The 22,964-nt window shown below is 71.1% G+C and carries 10 protein-coding genes; 2 read left to right on the top strand and 8 right to left on the bottom strand.

Annotated features, from left to right (window positions below):
- The 7 genes from AB0H88_RS33695 to AB0H88_RS33665 all read right to left on the bottom strand — a co-directional run.
- Positions 1 to 4,481, bottom strand: a 4,481-nt coding sequence (locus AB0H88_RS33695; RefSeq protein WP_357651634.1) for an amino acid adenylation domain-containing protein, incomplete at its 3' end; no start/stop codon positions are given.
- 2 nt (positions 4,482 to 4,483) lie between these two features.
- Entirely contained in the window at positions 4,484 to 5,809 is a 1,326-nt protein-coding gene (locus tag AB0H88_RS33690; protein ID WP_357651632.1) for a condensation domain-containing protein, read from the bottom strand.
- A gap of 32 nt (positions 5,810 to 5,841) precedes the next feature.
- Positions 5,842 to 6,660 (bottom strand): ABC transporter permease, encoded by an 819-nt coding sequence (locus AB0H88_RS33685; RefSeq protein ID WP_357651630.1) that lies wholly within the window; start codon positions 6,658 to 6,660, stop codon positions 5,842 to 5,844.
- Positions 6,660 to 7,499, bottom strand: a complete 840-nt coding sequence (locus AB0H88_RS33680) for an ABC transporter permease (RefSeq protein WP_225300476.1) — start codon at positions 7,497 to 7,499, stop codon at positions 6,660 to 6,662. The genes AB0H88_RS33685 and AB0H88_RS33680 overlap by 1 nt, the downstream gene beginning before the upstream one ends.
- Positions 7,480 to 8,538 carry an ABC transporter ATP-binding protein gene (locus AB0H88_RS33675; protein ID WP_357651628.1) on the bottom strand — a complete coding sequence of 353 codons (1,059 nt, stop codon included), beginning with the start codon at positions 8,536 to 8,538 and terminating at the stop codon, positions 7,480 to 7,482. The genes AB0H88_RS33680 and AB0H88_RS33675 overlap by 20 nt, the downstream gene beginning before the upstream one ends.
- On the bottom strand, positions 8,525 to 9,292 hold the full coding sequence (locus tag AB0H88_RS33670; protein WP_357651626.1) for an alpha/beta fold hydrolase: 768 nt from the start codon (positions 9,290 to 9,292) through the stop codon (positions 8,525 to 8,527). Before AB0H88_RS33670 ends, AB0H88_RS33675 begins: the two co-directional genes overlap by 14 nt.
- Positions 9,289 to 14,766, bottom strand: coding sequence for an SDR family NAD(P)-dependent oxidoreductase (locus tag AB0H88_RS33665; RefSeq protein WP_357651624.1), 5,478 nt, complete (start codon positions 14,764 to 14,766; stop codon positions 9,289 to 9,291). The genes AB0H88_RS33670 and AB0H88_RS33665 overlap by 4 nt, the downstream gene beginning before the upstream one ends.
- Positions 14,767 to 14,996: 230 nt before the next feature.
- On the opposite strand from AB0H88_RS33665, the gene AB0H88_RS33660 reads away from it, so the two are divergent.
- Entirely contained in the window at positions 14,997 to 20,417 is a 5,421-nt protein-coding gene (locus tag AB0H88_RS33660) for an SDR family NAD(P)-dependent oxidoreductase (protein WP_357651622.1), read from the top strand.
- Positions 20,418 to 20,431: 14 nt separating this feature from the next.
- Positions 20,432 to 21,415 (top strand): helix-turn-helix domain-containing protein, encoded by a 984-nt coding sequence (locus tag AB0H88_RS33655; protein ID WP_357651620.1) that lies wholly within the window; start codon positions 20,432 to 20,434, stop codon positions 21,413 to 21,415.
- A gap of 21 nt (positions 21,416 to 21,436) precedes the next feature.
- On the opposite strand, the gene AB0H88_RS33650 is transcribed toward AB0H88_RS33655, so the two are convergent.
- Positions 21,437 to 22,964, bottom strand: a 1,528-nt coding sequence (locus tag AB0H88_RS33650) for an SDR family NAD(P)-dependent oxidoreductase (RefSeq protein ID WP_357651618.1), incomplete at its 5' end; no start/stop codon positions are given.

The raw sequence follows: 22,964 nt of genomic DNA, 5'->3' as shown, positions 1-22,964 counted from the left end.
CGGGCCAGCACCTCGTCGACCTCGATCGGGTTGACCAGGAAACCGCGGATCTTGACGAGGTCGTCGGCCCGCCCGAGATAGGCGATCGTCCCGTCCACGCGGTACCGGCCGAGATCCCCCGTGACGAACCTGGCGATCCCCGGCACGGGATCCGGCATCAGCCCGGGAGCCCCACCGAGCAGCGCCTCGGCCAGCCGGCCGCTGCGGACGACGATCCGACCGGACTCACCGATCCCGCAGAGCCGGTCGTGCCGGTCGAGTACGAGCAGGCTGCTCCCGGGCGCGCCGGAGCCGAGCGACGGCAGCCCCTCTCCCACCACCTGCCGCGAGACGAGCTGCGGCGTCTCCGTCGTCCCGTAGCCGTTGACGAGCGTCGCGTCCGGCGTCAACGCGGCGAGCCCGGTCAGATCGGCCGTGGTGAGCGTGTCGCCCGCCAGCACCACCAGCCGGACCGCCGGCAGCGACGTGGCGGTCTGCGCCGCGGCCTGGCTCAGCAGGCGGGCGAGCGGCGGAGTCAGGTGCAGCACGGTCACGCGCTCTCGCGACAGCCACGACAGCAGCAGCGCGGGCGTCGCGTGAACCTCGGGTGGCGGTACGCACAGCGTGCCGCCCGTCCAGAGCGGGACCAGGACATCGCGGTAGAGCGGATCATGGGAGAGGCCGGCGAGCAGGGCGAACCGATCACCCGCGCCCAGCCCGAATTCCGCGCTGTACCAGCGCAGGAAATGAATGACCGGACCCAGACCGCCGAGCACGCCCACCGGGCCGCCGGTCGTGCCCGAGGTGAAGGCCAGATACCCCACTCCCCCGAAGGTGGCCGGTTCGTGGTCCGCCGCGGCCGGCCGCGACACGCCGAAATCGCCGCTCGGCGCCCGGGTGACCAGAGCGAATCCGCCGCTCGGCGCCCGGGTGGACAGAGCGAATCCACCGCTCGGCGCCCGTGTGGCCAGAGCGAATCCACCGGCCGCCGGCGCGGTCCGGCCCAGCACGATCACGCAGCGCGGCCGAGCCACGCTGAGGTGGTGCTCCAGCCGGCCGGGCGGGTAGCGCGGATCGAGCATCAGCAGCCGGCCGCCGACCGCGAACACGCCGAGCATGGCCGCGACCAGTGCCGCGTCGCGCTCGGCGTAGACGGCGACCGCCTCTCCCGTACGCACGCCCGCCGCGCGTAATGCCCGCACCACGCTCAAGACGGCGTGACGTACGCTCCGGCGGGTATGCGTTCCGTCCTGGTCGCGGATCGCCACCTCATCCGGGCTCCGGCGAACGGACCGCATCAGTGTGCGGGCGAGCGCGGATGGCGGGATCGGCTCGTGGTCGAGCGGGTCATCGGGCCGCCGCAGTACGGCGAGCGAGCGCGAGGTGGCGAGCCGATGCTCGCGAACCGGCAGCTCGGGACGCTCCAGGACGGCGCCGAGCAGCGCGACGTACTGGTCACAGATCTCCTCGGCCACCTCGCGCGAACACACCGCGACGTCGTGCACGAGATCGATCCGGATGTCGTCGCCGACCTCGGTCACGTAGACGTTGAGATCGAAGATGGCGGGCACCACCGGCGCGTCGATCAGAGCCGTGCGCAGCCCGGTCATGGCGGGCGCGCGGCGATCCGTCCCCAGATGGTTGAACCAGACCCGGAAGAGGGGGCCGCGGTGCTCGCTCTGCTCCGCGATGAGGTCGAAGGGGATGTCCAGGGCGGCCATGCCGTCGGCCACCTCGTCACGTACGCGATCCACCACGCTGAGGTAGCCGGGGTCGTCCTCCAGGTCGAGACGGAGCACCGAGGTTTCGACGAAGAAGCCGACCAGGTCCTCCATCCCGGCCAGCTCCCGCCTGGACACCGGATAGCCGATGCACACGTCCCGCCTGCCGCACCAGCGGCTGACGATCTCGGCGAAAGCCGCGAGCAGCGCGACGAAGGGGGTGGTCCCGCGACCGCGCGCGACCTCGCGGACCTGTTCGGCCGTGGCGGCGTCCAGCCACCGGGTCCGGCTCTCGCCCACCCCTCCCGGTCGATCCGGGGTGGGGCCCTCCAGGGGCAGTGCGTGGTCCTCGGCTCCGCGCAGCTTGCGCCGCCACGCTTCGAGCCGCCGGGCGTCCACGGCGGCGGTCGAACGCCACAGCGCGATGTCTCCATAGCCGATCGCCGGTCGCACCATCGGAGCGGCCCGGCGGGAGAGCGCCGCGTCGTAGCACCGGCCGAGCTCCTCCAGGAGGGTGCGCTCGGAGTCCTGGTCCGTGGCGATGTGATGGATGCTCAGGACCAGCCAGTGACGGGCCGGCCCGACAGCGATGAGCTGGGCCCTGAACGGCGGCTCGGCGTCGAGCGCGAAGGGCCGTTCGAGGAATGACCTGACCAGGATCCTGGCCTCGTTCTCATCGGCCGCGTCCTGCCTGGTCAGCTCTGTCGGAGCCGGATCGAGCACCTGGCACATCGGCTCGCCGTCCCGCTCGACGACGATCGTCCGCAGGGGTTCGTGCCTGGCCACGATGTCGCCGAGCGCCGTGGCCAGCGCCGCGTGATCGAGATCGCCGGCCAGCTCGACCAGGGTCGGCACGACATAGGTCAGCTGGCCGGGGTGGAGCTTGCTGATCAACCACAGCCGCCGCTGGCCGGGACTGAGCGGATGCGCGGCCGGGTCGGCACGAGCCGTGATGGCGGGCGCTTGCGCTTGGGCCGTCATCGAGAAGTCGACGAAGTCCGCGAACGTCGGGTGCTCATGGAGGGCGGTCGCGGGCACATGCCGGCCGAGATCACTGCCCACACGCATCGCCACCCGCACGGCCGTCACCGAGTCGCCGCCGATGGCGAAGAAGTGGTCGTCAGGGGCGAAGGCGTCCCGTCCGAAGACCTGGCTCCAGGCCCGGGTCACCACGTCCTCGACGCCGCCGCCCCGCGCCACCGTGGTCACCTCGGCGTGGGCCTCGCGGGTGAGGCGGTTCCGGTCGATCTTGCCGTTCGGGTTGATCGGCAGGTCAGCCCGGCGAACGATGCGCGCCGGGACGGCCTCGGCGACGATGGCGTGACGTACCAGGGCACAGAGTTCGTCAACGGGCGGGTCGGCGTCGGCCGCGACGTACGCGACGAGCTCGCGGCCGCTCGTGGCTATGACGGCGGCGGCGCGCACAGCCGGGTGAGCGGTCAGCACGGACTCGATCTCGCCCAGCATCACCCGCACGCCGCGTATTTTGACCTGGTCATCGCTCCGGCCCAGGTAAGAGATGCCGCCGTCCGCATCGAGGCGGACCAGGTCTCCGGTACGCAGCGCGGTCCCCGTGCCACCACGCGGGTCGGGGACGAAGCGCTGCGCGGTCAGCTCCGGCTGACCCAGGTAGCCCGTGCTGACGCACTCCCCCGCGAGCCACAGCTCCCCGACGCCCGCGGTCACGGGACGCCCGTCGGCCAGCACGACGATCTCGGTGCCGGGATGCGGGCGGCCCAAGGGCATCGGCTGATCGGGCGCCGCGTCCGGGGGCGGCGGTCCGAAGTGCGCGAGGTTGTCGATGGTGCTTTCGGCCAGGCCGTACGTGTTGACGATGACGGCGTTGGGCACGAGCGGGACCAGCCGGTGATACGTCTCCACCCGCCACGGCTCCCCGCCGACGGCCAGCGTCTCCAGGGTCGACAACCGGCGGCCGCTCAGGTGCAGATACTCGGTCAGCAGGCTCAACAGGGAAGGGGTGAATTCGGCGAAGGTGACGCGGTGCGCCTGGATGAAGTCGGCGAGCGCGGGCGGGTCCAGCCGGACCGCCGAGGGGCAGATGATCAGCTCGCCGCCGGACAGGAGGCACCGCGCCAGGTCCTGAATGAAAACGTCGAAGCCGAACCCGGCGTACTGCAGATGCCGCCCGGGACGCTCACGAAGGCGGTAGCTGTCCAGCCACCCATCGGCGGCGATGGCGATGCTGCGGTGGCTGACGCCGACGGCTTTGGGATGGTGTGTCGACCCGGAAGTATGGTTCACGAAGGCGAGATCACCCTGCTCCGGCGCCTTCCTCGATGGCGTTCCCGAGAGCGACGTCCCCGAAGCCTGCGTTCCCGAAAGCCGCGTTCCCGAAGGCCGCGTTCCCGAAAGCTGCGTTCCCGAGAGCGCGATGAGCTCGCCGAGAGTGAGGACGCGGCGGTCGACGTGGCCACGGTGCTCCTCCGTGACCAACACCGCGGCGCCTGCGGCCGCCATCATGCGGTTGACCTGGGCATCCGGATAGGCCGGATCCATGGCCAGCACCGCACCCCCCGCCTTGAGCACCGCGAGCACCAGGATGACCGCGTCGGCCGTGCGCTCCATCAGCAGCCCCACGACGATCCCCGGACCGACCCCGGCGCCGGTGAGCGCGTCGGCGAGCCGCTCCGCCGCGTCGTCGAGCTCCCCGTAGGTGAGGCTCCGCGTGTGGTCTGTCACTGCCACGCCGTCTCGGCCGGCCCGCGCCACCTGCGCGAAGACCTCGTGGATGTACGGCGGGCGCCACCCGGCCTGCGCCATGATCAGCGCCCGCCCGGCGCGGCAGCCAGGACCGAGGCGATCTCCCGCATCGGCGTCGTGGACCAGTCGTGGCCCGCCAGCACGGCCAGAGCGTCGCCCCACCGGCTGAGCAGCCGCTCGGTCTCCCGGGTTCCCGCTCGCCCGCGGGTGCTCGTCGCGCCGAGCCGCAGCAGCGGCCGGGCGCCGTCCGCCCGGGGCGGCGGATCCTCCACCATGAACAGATCCACATCCGTGCCGGTCGGGCAGATCGACACCGCGGCGCGGGCCGCCTCGGCCGCGCCCAGCTGCATCGCGACCTGACCGCCACCGCTCAGCTGCGCGGGAAGGTACAGCAAGGCGAACGACAGTCCCGCGTCGCCGGACTGAGGGTGCAAGGCGGATGCCAAGCGCTCGGCGGGCACGCGCTGGTCGCGCAGCGCGGCGAAGATCTCGCCACGGATCGCCGTCAGGTAGTCGAGAACCGTCCCGCGCTGAGGTGGCAGCACGAGCAAGGCGTCGTTGGACAGCCAGCCCACGACGTTCGCCTCGGCCTCGGTCTCGCGGGCCGCGAACATCGTGCTCAACGCCAGCGATTGCGTGACGTGCCCGACCGCGCCGAGTGCGAGCGCGGCGGCGCCGACGGCCAGCAGCGAGCCCTTCGCCTGCCGTACCCGCCGGCGAAGCTCAAGGGTCGTCTCGTCGTCGATCTCGAGCAGTCGCTCGACGAGTTCGTCCGGATCGCCGTCGTCGGGGCGACCCGAGAGCGGCCATGCCCGATGGGCGCCCATCACGGCCTGCCGTCGCCGTCCGACCGCCGCCAGCCCGTCGGGGCCGTCCAGCCACTCCTGGCGTCCGCGCCAGACGTCCGGGTAGGCGTCGGGTGCCTGGTCGAGGTCGGCCGCGAGGAAATCCTCCACCAGCAGGTTGGCCGACCAGGCATCACACACCAGTTGATCGGCGCTCACCACTAGCAGGTGCCGGTCGGCCTCGGCCGTGAAGAGGGCGGCGCGGACCAGGGGCGAGGCGCCTACCGGAAACGGCCGGGTCGCCTCCTGGCGGGCCAGCTCGTACGCGAGCGCCCATCGAGCCTCCCGGCCGGCACCGTCGACCCGATGGCGGGTGAAGGCCGACGTCCCGCCGTCCAGCACCCGATGGCCGGTGGCGGAGCCGAACACGCTGCGCAGGGCGGGCCTGCGCGCGACGAGCCTGGCGAGCCGCGCGCGCAGCAGATCCTCGTCGGCGGGTCCGCTGATCTCGATGGCCGCGGTCAGACAGGAACCCTCGCCCGACATCCGGGTCCGCTGCGCGTCGCTGTTCGGGAGCGTCGCCCCTTCAGATGGCTCGCTCACGGCTCATCCTTCCTGTCATGTCGTGGCATCATTCAGAACTGGGTGAGGGTTCCGGCGGTCGTGACCTGCCGCTCGGCGCGTACGAACGCCCACCGGCCCACCAGCAGGAACGCCGTCGACGTGCCGACCAGGCCCACCACCTCGTACGGCAGCGGCAGGAGCGGCGTGGTGCCCAGCGACAGATGCCGGATGATGTCCAGGCCCCACGTCGTCGGCAGCACATACGTGAGCGGCCGGACCAGCGGTGGCAGGACCGTCAGCGGAAAGGTGATCCCGGAGAACACCGAGGCGAGTGTCGTGAGGGGGTCGACGAGCGAGTCGGGCCGGCGCAGCCTCAGGGTGGCGGCCCCCGTCAGGTAACCGAAACCGCAGTTGCCCAGCAGCATGACAAGGAGCACGGGAACGCTGAGCAGCACACCCGTCAGCCGGTATGAGGCGCCCAGGAAGCCGATCGCGAAGGCGAGCAGCAGACCACTGGCGACCAGCGTGAACAGTGTGCCGGTCAGCACCGCCCCGACGACGAAGGACTCGCGCGGGACGGGCGTGGCGAAGGAGTGCTCCAGGACACCGGTGTCGCGGTCGGACTTCAGGGTGCCGGAAACCCCCCAGACGGCGCCCACCAGGAGCGAGGCGACCAGCAGGCCGAGGCCGAGCCAGCCGGCCAGGTCGTCGGTGCCGGCCATGGTGGCCAGACCCACCGCCGAGCCGTTGACCAGGAAGGCCGAGCCGAGCAGCAGCGCCGGCAGCGCCATCTCGTACAAGGGCGTGAGCAGCACCAGGTTGATCATGCTCAGCGGATAGCGGCGCTGCACCTGGAACTCTCGCCGCACGATCGCCGTGACAACCAGCATCAATACTGCCCCAATCGTCCGGTCCGGTGGGCGCTGCGCAGCGCCCAGCTCAGGGAGATCGTGGCCAGCACGCTCATGGCGACTCCGACACCCAGCAGGTAGACCAGCCGGGTTCCGGTACCGGCGGCCCAGGCCGGTCGCAGCACCTGGTCACGGAGCACCTCAAGGATCTGCGTCGGCGGCAGAGCCCGGCTGATCGGCTGGATCCAGTCAGGGAGCACCGCGATCGGGTAGGTGACGCCGCACACCAGTCCCAGAGCGCCACGTACGGCCTCGACGACGCCCTCGGCGTCCCGGAAGCGCAGGGTGATGACCGACATGAGGGCACCGAGGGCGAACAGCGCCGGGATGGAGGCGAGCACGACCACCAGACCCGCCAGGAGCTGCTGCGGGCCGATCGGAACACCGAAGGCGAACCGCAGCATCAGGCCGACGACGGTGAAGAGCAGGCCGGCCGGAATCAGCTGTGCGGTGGCCGGCCCGAAAAGGATCGTGAAGCGCGACACCGGGCTCAGATAGACCATCTCGAGCGAGCCCTGCATGCGCTCGGTCCGCAGCGCGCTGCCCGGCCCCCACATCATCTGGGAGATCCACAGGTAGATCGCCCATCCAAGGTAGATGAACCCCGCTATCTGAGTGGTCCCCGAGCGGCTCGCGAAGACGTCCAGCGCCTGCCGGCTGGCGCCGGAATAGCCGACGGCCTGCGCGTAGTAGCCGGCCGGGACGACGACCGCCGCGCCGGCCAGGGTGACGAGGTTGCTCTTGTAGCGAGCCATCACCTGCCACTCCTTGCGTACGGCCGCACGGAAGGCGGCCGACTCAGCGCCGAGCCGGGTCATCGTCCGAGGCCGATCCGGTCACCGCGAGGAAGACGTTCTTGAGACTCACCGGCTCGCTCTCGATTCTCAGGACCGCGGTCCGGTACCGGCTGGACGCCGCGATGATCCAGGGGACCAGGTCATCGGGGTACTGGCTCAGCAGGGTGAGCACCACGGCTTCACCGTCGCGATCGATCGTGATCCGCGCGACCCTGGACAGCTCGGCGACGAACGCACGCAGCACGTCGTCGCCGGGGTGGCGCAGGCGGGCGTGGATGGCCTGGGCCGCGCCGATCGACTGCTTCAGCTCGGCGGGGGTGCCCTCGGCGACCAGGCGGCCGCTCTCGATGATTCCCACCCGATCGGAGAGCGCGTCGGCCTCGGCCATGTCGTGCGTGGTCAGGATGATGGTCTGGCCGGCCCGCCGCAGCTCGCGTACGTGCTCGTGGAGGTTCTCCGCGGAGTGCACGTCAAGGCCGCTGGTCGGCTCGTCGAGCAGGATCACCGCGGGCCGGTTGAGCAGCGCCCGGGCGATCACCAGGCGCTGCCGCATGCCTGTGGAGTACTGCTCCACGTGATCGTCGGCCCGGTCGCTCAGGTTCATCTCCTCGAGCACCTGCTGGATACGGGCCCGGGACCGGCGTCGCGAGCGGCCGTGCAGGGCGGCGAAATACTCCAGGTTCTGGCGCGCGGTGAGCTTCCAGTAGACGCTGCGTTCCCCGCCCAGCGCCACGCCGAGCAGTTTGCGCACTTCCCGCTGCCGATCCCGCGTGTCGTGGCCGCAAACGCTGATCCGCCCCGCGGTCGGCGTCATCAACGTGGCGATCATGCGGATGATGGTGGACTTGCCGGCCCCGTTACGGCCGAGCAGCCCGAACACCTTTCCTGGCGGCACCCGCAGGTGCACCCCGTCGACGGCCGCTACGGGGTCCCCATCGGCGCCCTTGCGGCCGGGATAGATCTTGGTCAGGCCCACCAGCTCCACCGCGGGAGCGACGCTCGGTGTCCGGCTCGGCGCGCTGACCCCGGTGGGCGGGCTGGTGTAGTCAGCCCAGGGCATCGCGGATCACCTCGATCAGCAGTTCCTCCGACCGTGGGGTCAGGAAGTGCCCTCCAGGCAGCGGGCGATGGGAGAAGGGGCCGGTGGTGATGTCCCGCCAGCGCGGTAACACCGCAGGCGGGACGGTGCCGTCGTCGACGCCGCCCACCGCGGTGACCCGGCAGGCCAGCCATGGCTCTGCCGGCCAGCTCGCCGTCTCGACCAGGCGCAGGTCACCGCGCGTGATGTCGAGCGCCATCTCGATCATCTCGGGAAAGGCCGACAGCTCCTCAGGCAGGCCCCCGTACGACCTGAGCTTGTGCAGCAGGCGCTCGCGCGGCAGGAGATGGATCGGCGAGTCCGGATCCGGACGACTCGGTGGCCGGGACGCCCCGACGAAGACGTGGGCCGGTGCGTGCGACCTCGACGCGATCATCCGCAGCGCGAACGCGCAGGCGACGTAGGCGCCGGCGCTGTGACCGTAGACAGCGTAAGGACGCCCGGCGAGCTCGGCACCGACGACGTCGGTGAGTGTGGCGGTCAGCGCCGCCAGATCGGTCTCCAACGGCTCCAGGTATCGGCTCTCCCTGCCGGGCAGCTGAATCGGCCAGACATCTATCCCGGCCTTTCCCAGCGGTCCGGGCCACTGCCGGTAGCTGGACGCCCCACCGCCGGCGTGATGGAAGCACAGAAGGACCAGGTTCGCGGTGTCCGCGCGCTTGGCGAACCGCACCCAGGGCGCGAGTGGATCGTCGATCGCCGCGGGCCGGGTCACGACCGCGCCTCCGCGGCCTTCTGCTCGAGAATGTGCTCGGCGAGCCCGGACACGGTCGGGTAGGCGAAGAGACTGGCGATCGGCAGCGTGATCGACAGCCCGTCGCGGATGCGGGTCGACAACTGCACGGCGACCAGCGAGTTCCCGCCCAGGTCGAAGAAGTCGTCGTCGAGACCGATCTGGCTCATCCCGAGCGTTCCCGCCCAGTAGCCGGCCAGGACCCGTTGCAGCTCGGTCTGCGGTGCCACATACGGTGTGTCGATCAGGCGTTCCTGCGTGGGCGGCCCCTTCGACAGCCGGGCGTCGCCGAGCTGCTCCTCCAGTACGTCGAGGGTGAGCGACTCGGTTCTGCGCAGGCTCCTGTGCAGGCCCTCCGGGCAGATGACCAGGTGCGGGGCCGGGCGCCAGCGCTGGATGCGGCGCAGCACCTCCAGACCGAGCTCCGCGGTGATGCCGGCCGCGGACATGGACTCGCCGTAGCCGCCGTCGTGGCTGACCGGCGAGTCGTCCTCGCCGCTGAACTGGGCGCGTACGCGGGCCGGGTCGACCAGGCGTTCGGTGTAGCCGAATATCTCGGCGACAGCCCGGCCGTCGTCGTGCAGCAGCGTGATGTCAAAGGCGTCGATCTCGGCGCCGTCCTCGGACAGATGCCGGATATGAGCCCAGAACACCGGTGGAAGGGGTTCGTGCACGATGATGCGGTCATATCCCAGCGGGAGATGGGTGTCGCCCCGGGCGACCCGCAGCGCGTCGTACTTGGCGTTGCCGATGGCCGTGTCGAGAAGCGCGGGATGGATCCGGAACTGGCCGCACTCGGGCCAGAACTCCTCGCCGAGCTCGATGCGCGAGAGCTCCTCGCGGTTGCCCACGGTGATGCTCTTGACGTTGCCCGTCCAGCGCGCCCCCAGCTGAATCAGCCGGCCGGGCGCGGCTAGTTCGTGCTCCCCGACCTGGAAGGCGGAGCACCGATCGGCGATGGCCGCGAGGTCGTAGGTGGGCACCTTCTGGTCGTCGAGGGGCACGATCCGGCCGTGCATGCGCTCTGTCCACGCGCGCGGCTCGGGCCCGACCGCCGCGGCCGACACCGTCACGGCGTGACCGTCGCCGTCGGGCCGCAGGGTGATCCGCACTTCGGTCGGCCGGCTCACGCCGATCGGGCTGAGGAAGATGACATCGGTGATCGCGGCCGGCCCGGTGACCGCCTCGGCGTAGGCGCCGTCGATCATCTCCAGCAAGGCCGCGCCCACCAGCACCTCCTGACCGCCGACCCGGTGCTCGCTGGTGACCCAGTGCTTGCCCGGCTCCCACACGGTGGCGAAGACGATGTCGTCGCCGCCGACGGTCTGCCGGTCGAGCAGGGGGTGCCTGGCCGCTTCGAACCGGACGCCGGTCTGCAACGCCCTGAACGCCGCGGGGGCGGCGTGGTCGGTGTCGGTGGCCATGCCGAACTCGCTCCACCTGTCCCAGCCGACCGAGTAGACGGGCAGGTCCCGCTGGACCGCCCAGCGGGCGAAAGCGTCCTCAACGTTGTTGGCCGCGCAGTAGTCGACCTGGCCGAAGGTGGCGCCGACAGCGGTGATGGAGGAGAAGAGGATCATGAACTCGACCTCGCCGCCGAGCAGGCGGTGCAGGGCGATGGTGCCCGCCACCTTCGGCGCGAGCACACCCGCCGCGTCCTTGTCCGTACGGACCGCCATCATGCCGCCGCCGGCGACTCCCGCTGAGTGATAGACGCCGTCGATCCGCCCGCATCGGCTCCGGACGTCGGCGAGGACCGCCGCGAGAGCCTGCTCGTCGGCGACGTCGCAGCGCACCGGCACCACTGTCGAGCCCCGCTCTTCGATCGCGAGCAGGCGGGACAGCTTGTGCCGGACGGGCTCGGCCGTGTCGTCCGCCGCGACCAGAGAGTCCCAGTCGGCACGGGGCGGTAGCGCGGAGCGGCCCATCAGCACGAGGTTCACGGATGCCGCCTTGGCCAGATCCTCCGCGACGGCGAGCCCGATGCCGCCCAGACCGCCGGTGATCAGGTAGGTGCCGCCGGGACGGACGGCCGGATCGGGCTGGTCCACCTCGTCGAGGTCGATGCTCCGGAAGGCCAGGCACCAGCGTTTACGGCCGCGCCAGGCGATCTGGCGGTGTTCGGAAGGGCTGGCGAACTCGGCGACGAGCTGCCGGGCGACCGTGTCGGGAGCCAGGCTGGTGGGCATGGCGAGGTCGATGGCGCGCACCTGGGCGCGGGGTATCTCGCGGGGCATCAGCAGGACCGGGCCCAGCAGCGCCGCCTTGACGGGCTCCAGCCGCTCGGTGCCGGCCACCTCTTGCAGGTTGCTCGACACGACGTGCACGCGGACGTCGTCCTCCCTGGCCTCCCCGGCGAGGAACTGTCCGAGGTGGAGGAGGCTGTAGAAGGCGTTGTCGAGGGTCCGCTCCACCACGTCGGCGGCGAGCGCGTCCGGCGCCGGGTCGGTGAGCGCCCAGGCGTGCACGATGTCGGTCGGCGGCTCGTCCGCCAGGGCGTCCATGAGCCGGCCGAGGTCGTCGGCGCTGCCGGGACGCATGGTGAACCGGGCCTCTCCCAGGGCGGCGTAGTCCGTGCCGGGTCTTACCAGGGTGACTCTCGTGCCGGGTTCGAGCTCCCGTACGAGGGCGTCCACGACGGGATGGTCGGCGCCGAGCACGAGCCAGTGCCCACCGGAGACGGGCGGCGCCGGGACCGGCAGCGGGTCCTCTCTCCAGTGCGGGACATAGGCGCACTTCTCCGCTGGGAGCGGCCCTTCCATCTCGATGGGGGCGTCGTCGGCCGTTGAGGCGGGCGGATCGGGCTCCACCCAATACCGCCGGCGCTCGAACGGATAGGTCGGCAGCGGCACGCGGGCGCGGCGTCCAGACCAGGCGGTCCAGTCGAGGTCGACACCGTTGACCCACAGCGAGCCGAGCGCCTCCGCCAGGACCGCGCCCTCCTCGGCGGCTCGCCGCGGATGTCCCATCGTCGTCACGATCGGCACGACGCGGTGCCCCACGCACTGCCGGGCCAGCTTCGACAGCGTGTCGCCGGGACCGACCTCGACGAGCACGACGTCCTCGTCGGCCGTCAACGTGGCGACGCAGTCGGCGAAGCGGACCGGCGCCCGCAGATGCGCCGCCCAGTACGCCGGGTCCGTGGCCTGTTCGTCGGTGATCCACGTTCCGCTGACGTTGGACACGAACGGGATCGCCGGCGAGGCCAGGCGGACGGCGGCCACGGCGGCGGTGAAGTCGGCCAGGCACGGCTCCATCAGCACCGAGTGGAAGGCGTGCGAGGTGTGCAGGCGGGTGGCGGCCAGACCGTTCGCCGCGAACACCTCGGCGGCCTCGTCCAGGCGTTCCGGCGGACCGGCCACCACGGTGGACAGCGGCCCGTTGACCGCCGCGATCTCGACCCCGCCGGGCATCAGGCCCGCGACGTGCGGCTCCGATCCGGCCACCGCGAGCATCGCGCCGGGAGCCATCGCGTACATCAACCGGCCGCGCGCGGCTACCACGGCCAGCACATCGGGCAGGCTGAAGACCCCGGCGAGATGCGCCGCGACATACTCGCCGATCGAGTGCCCGATCATCGCGGCCGGCGACAGACCCGCCGACATCAGCAGACGGGCCTGCGCGTACTCGACGCAGAACAGCGCCGGCTGGCTGTAGCGGGTCTGGCCGAGCAGTTCCCCGGCCTCAGCGGCGTCCGTGTACAGCAGGTCGCGCAGGTCTAGACCGTCGAGGTGGTCGCGCAGGAGCTCCGCGCACTCGTCCAACGCCTCGCGGAACACCGGCTCGGTCAGATACAGGTCGCGGCCCATGTTCACGTGCTGGGTGCCCTGGCCGGGGAACATCATCGCCGGCCGGGTGCGCCTGAGGGCGCCGGGCGAGGTGATCTGCCGTCTGGGGTCGGTCGCGGTCAAGGCCGAGACGGCCTCCCCGATGCTCGAGGCGACAACGGCCCGCCGGTACGGCAGCGCCGCCCGGCCCACCTGAAGGGTGTAGGCGACATCGGCCAGCTCGGGCAGCTCGGCCGGTTCGCTCTCGGCCAGGGCCGCGCCGAGCCGGCGGCCGGCGCTCTCCGCCGCGGTCGCGGTCTTCCCCGAGATGGGCAGGACATGGTGCCGACGCGGTGGCGGGGGCAGCGGATCCGATGGGGGCGCCTCTTCGACGATGACGTGCGCGTTGGTACCGCCGATGCCGAAGGAGCTGACCCCCGCACGGCGCGGCGTGCTCCCCTCGGACCAGGGGACGATCTCGGTGGGCACGTAGAAGGGACTGGTGTCCAGGTCGAGGCTGGGGTTCGGGACCGAGAAGTTGATGTTCGGCGGGATCTCCCGGTGGTGCAGCGCCAGTACGGCCTTGATGAGCCCCGCGACTCCGGCAGCCGGACCGAGGTGCCCGATATTGGCCTTGACCGAGCCGATCGGGCACTCGCCAACCCGGGTGTCCCCGGCCGCGCGGTAGGCACGGGTCAGCCCGGCGACCTCGATCGGATCGCCGACCAGCGTGCCCGTCGCGTGGGCCTCGACGAAGCCGATGCTCTGCGGGGTGACCTCCGCCACCGCGAGCGCCTCGACGATGAGTTGCGCCTGACCCTCGACGCCCGGCGCGGTGAAGCCCACCCGGTCGCCGCCGTCGTTGTTGACCGCCGATCCCCTGATCACCGCGTAGATGTGGTCACCCGCGGCGCGCGCGTCATCGAGCCGTTTGAGTGCCACGACACCGACACCGGTGCCGAACAGCGTCCCGCAGGCGTCGGTGTCGAAGGGCCGGATATGGCCGGTCCGCGAGTAGATTCCGCCCTCGACCCAGGTATATCCCTCGCGGTAGGGCAGCTCGACCTCGACCGCCCCGGCCAGCGCGTAGTCGCATTCGCCGGAGCGTAACGCCTGGCCGGCGAGGTGCACGGCGACGAGCGCGGTGGAGCAGGCGGTCTGCACGTTGATGCTCGGGCCACGGAAGCCCAGCCTGTAGGAGACGGTCGTGGCCAGGTAGTCGGGGCTGTTGCTGACCTCGATGGTCATACCACCGACGGCGGCCTTGATCTCCGCGTTGCGGGCGACGTTCCGCTCGCCGTAGAAGTTGTTGGCCATGCCGCCGAACACGCCGACGAGCCCGCCGATCGCGGTCACGTCATATCCGCTGTCCTCGACGGCGGCGTAGCAGCTCTCCAGGAACAACCGGCCCTGCGGGTCGCGTACCTCGGCCTCACGTGGCGTGTAGCCGAAGAAGCGGGCGTCGAACCCCTCCATGTCGTCGATCAGCGCGGCGGCATTCACATAATGGGGGTGTTTGAAGGCTCGGGGTTCGACGCCGGCCGCGGCGAGTTCCGCCTCGCTGAGGCGGCTGATGGCCTCCACTCCGCCGGCCAGGTTCCGCCAATACTCCCCGGGCGTGGTGGCGCCGGGAAATCGGCAGGCCATTCCGACGATCGCGATGTGGTCGTCGCGCAGTTGGTCCGCCATCAGCCCTCCGCACATCGTTTGAGATAACGCGGCCAACGGTAGCCATGGGTGTGGGATCGGCCAATGTCATATTTATGGGACCGGTGCGTCGCTTTTAACAGGTCCGCTCTTCTCGGCGGCTGCTTTCCGGGGAATTGCGTCAGCTAAATCGGACGTGTCCATCGCCGGCAGTCGTTCAGTATCTTCCTGACCTCATAAGCATTGCGCGACCGATGGGAAGGACCTCTGCGGTGAGCGTGGACCAGGCGGCGGGAAATCGAATCGCAATCATCGGCATGGCCGGCCGCTTTCCCGGCGCCGCCGACGTCGAGCAGCTCTGGGGCAATCTGGTCGGCGGTGTGGAGTCCCTCACCGAACTCACCGACGAGCAGTTGCGGGCGAACGGCGCGCCGCGGGCCCAGATGAGCGACCCGAACTACGTCCGGCTGCGGCCGATGCTCGCGGACATGGAGTATTTCGACGCCAAGTACTTCGGCTACAGCACCCGTGAGGCCGAGGTCGTCGACCCGCAGCAACGGATCTTCCTCGAGGTCTGCCACACCGCCCTGCAACAGGCCGGCTACGATCCCGCCCGCTACCAGGGCAGCATCGGCGTGTACGGCGGAAGCGGGCCCAACCGCTACAACTACGAGAACATCTACTCCAACGTCAAGGTCCGCCGCGCCGTCGGCGACATGGCGGTCGAGATCAACAACAACCAGGACTACCTCGCGGCTCGCGTCGCCTACGCGCTCGGCCTCACCGGTCCCGCCGTGTCGATCGCCACGGCCTGCTCGACGTCGCTGGTCGCCGTCCACCTCGCCTATCGAGCCCTGGCCACCGGCGAGTGCGCCATGGCGATAGCCGGCGGCGTGAACGTGATGCTCCCCTATTACCGCGGACAGCGCTGGGCCGAGAACAGCATCTACACGCGGGACGGCCACGTCCGGGCGTTCGACGCGGCCGCCAGCGGCACCAACTTCGGCCACGGCGCGGGCGCCGTCGTGCTCAAGCGGTACGAGGACGCGGTCAAGGACGGCGACCACATCCTGGCCGTCATCATCGGCTCGGCGGTGAACAACGACGGGGCCAGGCCGACCTTCACCGCCCCCGCGCAGGACGGTCAGCAGGCCGTCATCTCCGAGGCGCTCGAGGTGGCGGGGGTGCATCCGGACAGCATCGGCTACGTCGAGGCGCACGGGACCGCCACCGCGGTGGGCGATCCCATCGAGGTCTCCGCTCTCTCCGCCGCGTACCGGGCGGCGGGCGCGACCGGCAACCAGGTGTGCCCCATCGGGTCGATCAAGACCAATGTCGGCCATCTCGGGCCGGCGGCGGGTGTCGCCGGCCTGATCAAGGCCGTACTCGCCATGAGGAACACCCTGATCCCCGCGTCACTGAACTTCACCACGCCCAACCCGAAGATCCCTTTCGAGGAGACCCCCTTCTACGTCAACCGGGAGCTCGCCCCGTGGGCCGAGGGGGAGACGCCCAGACGGGCGGGCGTCAGCTCCTTCGGAATCGGCGGTACCAACGCGCACGTCATCATCGAGGAAGCACCCGAGGTCCCGCCTGGCCCGTCCAGCCGGCCCTGGCGGGTCCTGCCTCTTTCGGCCAAGACCGAGACCTCCCTGGCCACCATGCGGGCGGAGCTCGCCGGGCACCTGCGATCCCACCCCGAGCTGCCGGTCGAGGACGTCTCCCACACACTGACCGTGGGCCGGCCGGCGCTCGAACACCGGAGCTTCGTGGTCGCCAGGGACAGCGCGGAGGCCACCGCCGAGTTGGCGGGCGCCGGGCCGGTCGGAGCCGTCCGCACCGGCGCCCCTACGCCGGTGGCCCTCATGTTCCCTGGTCAGGGGACGCAGCACGTGGACATGGCCGCCGAGCTGTACACCACCGAACCGCTCTTCTCGGCGACCGTCGACCACTGCGCGACGCTCCTGCGAGCGCACCTCGGCTGCGATATTCGTGACGTCATCTTCAGCGCGCGCGGTGAGGGCGATCACGAGCGGATGGCGGACAGCCTGCGGGCCACCCGCCTGGCCCAGCCCGCGCTGTTCGTCATCGAGTACGCCCTGGCCACCCTCTGGCTGGCCAGGGGACTGCGGCCCACGGCGATGGTGGGCCACAGCATCGGCGAATACGTCGCCGCCTGCCTGGCCGAAGTGTTCACCCTCCCGGAGGCCCTCGAACTGGTGGCGATCCGCGGCGCGCTCGTCCAGTCGATGCCACCCGGCGACATGCTCGCGGTTCCCATGCGCGAAGCCGATCTCGCCCCGCTTCTCACCGACAGCTTGAGCCTGGCCGCGGTGAACAGCCCCTCGACCAGCGTGGTGGCCGGTCCGGCCGATGAGGTGGAGCTGCTGCTCGGCTGGCTCGACTCGCGCGGGGTGACGAGCCGGCGCCTGCGCACCTCGCACGCCTTCCACTCGGCGATGATGGACCCCGCCATGGAGCCCCTGCGTGAGGCCGTGGCCAGGATCGGTCCCAAGAAGCCGACCCGGGCGTTCGTGTCCACTCTCACCGGCACGTGGATCACCCCGGAGCAGGCCACCGATCCCGGCTACTGGGCCGACCAGTTGCGCGGCACCGTGCGCTTCGCGCAGGCCTGCCAGGTCATCGGCGAATCCGGCGCGATCCTGCTCGAGGTGGGGCCGGCGCAGACGCTCACCACGCTCGCCCGGCAGACGCTGGGCAAGGCGGCCACGGTCGTGCCGTCCCTGAGCCGCGCCGGGTCGGCTGAATCCGATCTGCGGTGGCTCGCCGTGGCGGCCGGAACCCTCTGGACACACGGCGCGGAAATCGACTGGACCGTCGTCCAGGATCCACGCGGGCGGCGGCGCGTTCCGCTGCCCGCCTATCCCTTCGAACGGCAGAGATTCTGGGTGGAGCCGGACGATCTGCACGAGGATGCGGCGCTGGAGGAGGAGGCCCAGGCACTGGCCATCGAGGACGCGACATTCGTCCCTGTATGGCGTCCCCGCCGGCGAGGCGCGGCGGCCGAGACCCCTGGGTCCTGGCTGGTCTTCACCACCGGCGATGAGCTGGTGGAGTCCCTGGCCGACCAGCTCGCCGCGCGGGGCGCCTCGGTCGTCCGGGTCGGGCTCGGCGACGGCTTCGCCGATCTCGGGGACGGGCGCTACGAGGTGAGCCCCGCCGGCCGAGCCGACTACCGGGCGCTGCTGGCGGCCCTGGACACGGCGGCGTGGCGGCCTACGGCCGTCCTGCACGGATGGACGGCGATGCCCGGCCAGTCCGACGTCGACGCGGTCAAGGACACCGGGTTCTACAGCCTGCTCTTCCTCACCCAGTCCCTGGAGGAGGCCTGGCCCGATCACCGGGTCGAGATCCGGGTCCTGACCAGCGAATGCTGCAACATCTCCGGCGCGGACCCGATCGAGCCGGTCAAGGCCCTGCTGATCGGGCCGTGCCGCGTCGTACCGACCGAGTCGGCGACTCTGTCCTGCCAGCTGATCGACGTGTCGGCGAGCAGCGCGGAGCACCTGCTGGCCGAGCTGTCCACGCCCATCGAGGACGACACGGTCGCCTACCGGGCCGGGCGGCGCTGGGTCCAGGAGTACGACCAGGTCTCCCTCCCTTCCAGAACCGAACTCCCCTGGGGGCTGCGCCGCCGCGGCGTCTACCTGATCACCGGTGGCACCGGCGGCATCGCCCTGGAGGTCGCCAAGGAGCTGGCCCGTACGGTGGCCGCCCGGCTCGTGCTGGTGAACCGCACCCCGATGCCAGCGCGCGACCAGTGGGACGAGCGGCTGTCCGCCGACGACGACGACCAGCTGAGCGCCCGGATCCTCGGCGTCCGGCAGGTGGAGGAGCTGGGCGGAGAGGTCCTCGTCGCCGCCGCCGACGTCGCGGACGAGGCGGCCATGCGCGAGGTACTGCTGGCGGCACGGGAGAGGTTCGGCCGGATCGACGGGGTCTTCCACGCGGCCGGGGTGGCCGGTGGCGGCCTGGCGGCGATGCGCTCAAGGGAGAACGCCGACTCGGTCCTCGCGCCGAAGGTGGACGGGACCTTGGTGCTCGATCGGCTGCTCGGCCAGGAGGTCGACCTCTTCGTGATGTTCTCCTCGATCGTCGCGGTCACCGGTGACTACGGCATGGTGGACTACTGCTCGGCCAACGCGTTCATGGACGCCTTCGCCCAGGCTCGCGCCGCCGGCCGCCGCCAGACGGTCTCCGTCAACTGGTGCGGCTGGACCGAGGTGGGCATGCTCGAGAAGACTCTGGCGAGTGCTCCCAGCGGCTTCCGCGATCTGGAGCGGGGCATCGGCTACTCCACGGCGGGACATCCGCTGCTCGGCCGGCGGGTGCTCGGGACCGGCGACGACATCGTGTTCTCGGCCCGGATAGACGGAGACTTCCACTGGGTGCTGACCGACCACCAGATGGCCGGCCGGCCCGTCTTCCCCGGCACCGCGTACGCGGAGATCGTCTGCGCCGCTTACCGCGAGGCCGTTCAGGACGGTCCCGTCGAGATCCGCGACCTGTTCTTCACCCGCCCGCTGGCCATCGACGGCCCCCGTGAGCTGCGCGTCACCGGGCGGCGCAACTCCTCGAAGGTCTTCGAGTTCACCGTGTCCTCGCGGCCCTGCGACCAGGGTGACGCGCCCTGGGAGCAGCACGCGCTCGCCTACGCCTCGGCGGGCACCGAAGCCGGCCAGAACCGGCACGACGTGGCCGCCATCTCGGCCCGCTGCGACCTCGTGACCTGGGACCCGGATCTCGACTCGCCCTTGTCCCCGGTCGTGTTCGGTCCGCACTGGCGGGTGGTGGACTCGGTGCGGAGCGGGCACGGGGAGCACCTGGTCTCGCTCACCCTCCCGGAGGAACTGACAGCGGACGTCGGTGCCTTCTGCGTGCATCCGTCGTTGCTCGACGGCGCGACCTCGCTCGGTCTGTTCCTGCCGGAACTGGCGGCCGCGGGCCGTACCTTCCTGCCGCTGGCCTACGACCGGCTGACCGTGCACGCACCACTGCCGCCGCGGGTGTTCAGCCACGTCCGCGAGGTGGGGGTCAGGGGCACCGAACGGGACGTGGCCTCGTACGACATCACGATCCTGGACGAGAGTGGCGCCGAGCTGGTGACCATCTCCGGCTTCTCCGTCCGCTACCTCGACACCGCGGCCGCGCGGCAGGAGCGGCCGGCCACGGGCGGCGCCATCGTCACCGGCGGCTCGGCGAGCAGCGGACCCGACCAGATACTCGAAACGCTGATCACGCCGGACCAGGGCGTCGACCTCATGTGGCGGGTCCTCAGCGGTCCCGCCGAACCGCAGTACGTGGTCACCCGGGAGCGCCCGACGGACCGCGCCCGGCGCATCGCGCGGATCGCCGCCGGCATCGCGCAGGCCTCCAGCGGCCAGCTGGCCGGGACGGCGGTCCGCGACCCGCGTACCCCGCTGGTCTCGCACGGGACGGCGACCAAGACGGAGGAGCAGCTGATCGAGCTCTGGCAGGACGCCTTCGGCCTCAGCCGGCTCGGGCTGGACGAGGACTTCTTCGACCTCGGCGGTAACTCCCTGGTCTCGGTGCAACTGGCGGTCCGGATCCGCGAGCGCTTCGGCATCAACCTGTCAGGGATCGTGATCCTCGAATATCCGACGGTCAGGGAGCTCGCCATCCAGGTCGACGAGGCCCTGGCCGACCGTTGATGGAGGACAGCACCATGGCGGCGCCCGGATCCGAGTCCGTCCTGACGGCCCTGTACGCGCACGCGCTGCGCTGGGGCGAGCTGTCGACCGACGACGATCTGGTCTCCGGAGAGCTGGGGTTACCGGCGACGGCCGTCACGGCGGCCGTCGCCGAGCTGACGCGGCTGCACCTGCTCCGCCGCCGGTCCGGGCCCGGGCCCGACAAGCTGGTTCCGGTCGATCCCGAGGTGGCGACGGCGACGCTGGTCTCCCCGATCGACGAGGAGGTGCACCGGCGGCGGCTGGCCATCAACCAGATCCACGACCAGCTCGACATGTTCAGAGGGCATTACGCCGAGCACCAACGCAGCAGGTCCGATCATCCCGCCCTGGAGGAACTGCACGACCGCGACGAGCTCGCCGGCCACCTCTACATCGCGGGCAAGCGCTGCGAAAAGGAGTTCGTCTCCTTCCGGCCGAACCAGACGACGGTCGAGCATCTCCCGCCGGGTGGGCGGGAGATGCTCGACCGTGGCGTCCGGGTGCGGCTGCTCCTGCAGCACGCGGCGCGTACCGACATCCGGGCCCGGTCGGAGCTGGACACCCTCATCGAGGGCGGGGCCCAGGTACGCACGGCGAGCCAGTTGTCCAGGCATCTGATGGTGTTCGACGCCGACGTGGCGTTTCTGCTGCATGACGCCGCCGGGGCGAAGCCGATCGCCGTGGTGATCCGCAACGCCTCGGCGGTCCGTCTCCTGCTGGACCTGGTCGAGGCGACCTGGAGCTCTGCCCACCCCTACCTGGCCAAGTCGATCGGCTACCACGAAGTCGCCGACCACCTGCATCGGACGATCATCCAGCTGCTCGCCCAGGGGCTGACCGACGAGGCGGTCGCCCGGCGGCTCGGCGTCTCCGTACGCACCTGCCGGCGGCACATCGCCACAGTGCTGCGCGACCTCGACGCCGTGAGCCGGTTCCAGGCCGGTGTCCGGGTCGGGGCCGCGCATCACGACCTGTAGCGATTCAGTGCCGCCGTCCCGTCATTCGACCAGACCGCTGAGCTGCCCGGCGAGTCCGCGTACGGTCGGGTAGCCGAGCATCGCCGTCACAGGAACCGCGATCCCCAGCTCCTTGCGGACCCGGGCGATCAGCGAGATCGCCAGCACCGAGTTACCGCCGAGCTGGTAGAAGTCGTCCTCGGCACCGATCGAGTCCAGGCGCAGGATGCCCGCCCAGATGTCGGCCAGCGTCCGCTCCATCCCCTCAGCCGGCTCGACGTAGGGGGTCGACAGCTCGGGACGGGGGTCTCGGATCTCCTCCTCCTCGGGCGCCTCGTCCTTCGCCGACCCCACGACCCACTGCTCGTAGCGGGCGTCCAGGGAACCGGTCGAGATGACCAGGTGGTCGACCTCATCGATCGCGGCCACCGCCCGCTCGAAGATCTCGACGGCTTCCTCCGCCCTCATGTCGAAGGCGCCCGTGTGACCGACGGACTGCCTCTGGCCCGCCTCCAGCCCCCAGGTGTCCCAGTCGACCGTGATCCACCGAGCCCTCGTCGACCCGCGTTCCGCGAGCACCCGCGTGTCGAGAGCGGCATTGGCCGCCCCGTACGCGCCCAGCGCCAAGCCGCCCAGGACGGCCGACAGCGAGGACAGGGTGATGCCGCGGACGTCACCGCACCCGTCAAGGACATTGCGCAGCGTGCGGAACCCATCGACCTTCGTGATGAAATGGGCGTCGCAGGCGGCTCGGGTCAGCATGGTGGCAGGGCCGAAACCCGCCGGGTCGGTGCTGCCCGCCGCATGGACGACCAGATCGACGCGCCCGAAGCGCGACAAGGTCCGCTCCACCACCGCGCGCATCTGCCCCTCGTCAACGGTGTCAGCGGACTCCACCACGACCTCGGCACCGCCCTCGACCAACTCGACCAGCGTGGCGAGAGTTCTGGCAGAGCGTGAGCCGGGATCGGCCGCGGCAAGGTGCTCACGCCAGCGTTCCCGTTCGGGGAGCGCGGTCCGCGCGGTGAGGACGACCCGGCATCCGCGTCGGGCCGCCAGGTGGCGGGCCAGGATCAGGCCCACGTGCCCGAGACCTCCGGTGATCAGAACCACGGAGCCGGGCGCGAGCGGCCCGTCGGTCGTCGCGGGCAACGGCAGGTGTTCGTACTCCCGCACCCACCGCCCCGTACCGCGCAGCGCGACCGGGCCCTCATGCTCGATCACCGCCTCCGCCAGCATCGAGGAGGCGAGCACGTTGTCATCGACGTCGACGTGCCTGCACTGCCAGCCCGGATTCTCCTGCGCCAGTACCGGCAGAAGGCCGCCCACGGCGGCCTGTTCCGGGTTCCGTGGCACCGCCCCCGCGATGCCGACCGCCCCCCGGGTCACGGCCAGCAGGCTCACCGGCTCGGTCGGCACATGAGTGGCCAGAGCCCCGGCCAGCGTGAGCACCGAGTGGAACCCCGCCGTCATCCCCGCCGTCATCCCCGCCGTCATCCCCGCCGTCATCCCCGCCGTCATCCCCGCCGTCATCCCCGCCGTCATCCCCGCCGTCATCCCCGCCGTCATC

Source organism: Nonomuraea sp. NPDC050680, assembly GCF_040654555.1.
Classification (GTDB): Bacteria; Actinomycetota; Actinomycetes; order Streptosporangiales; family Streptosporangiaceae; genus Nonomuraea.
Note: the sequence above shows the minus strand (reverse complement) of the source record. Positions and strands in the feature narration are given on the sequence as shown.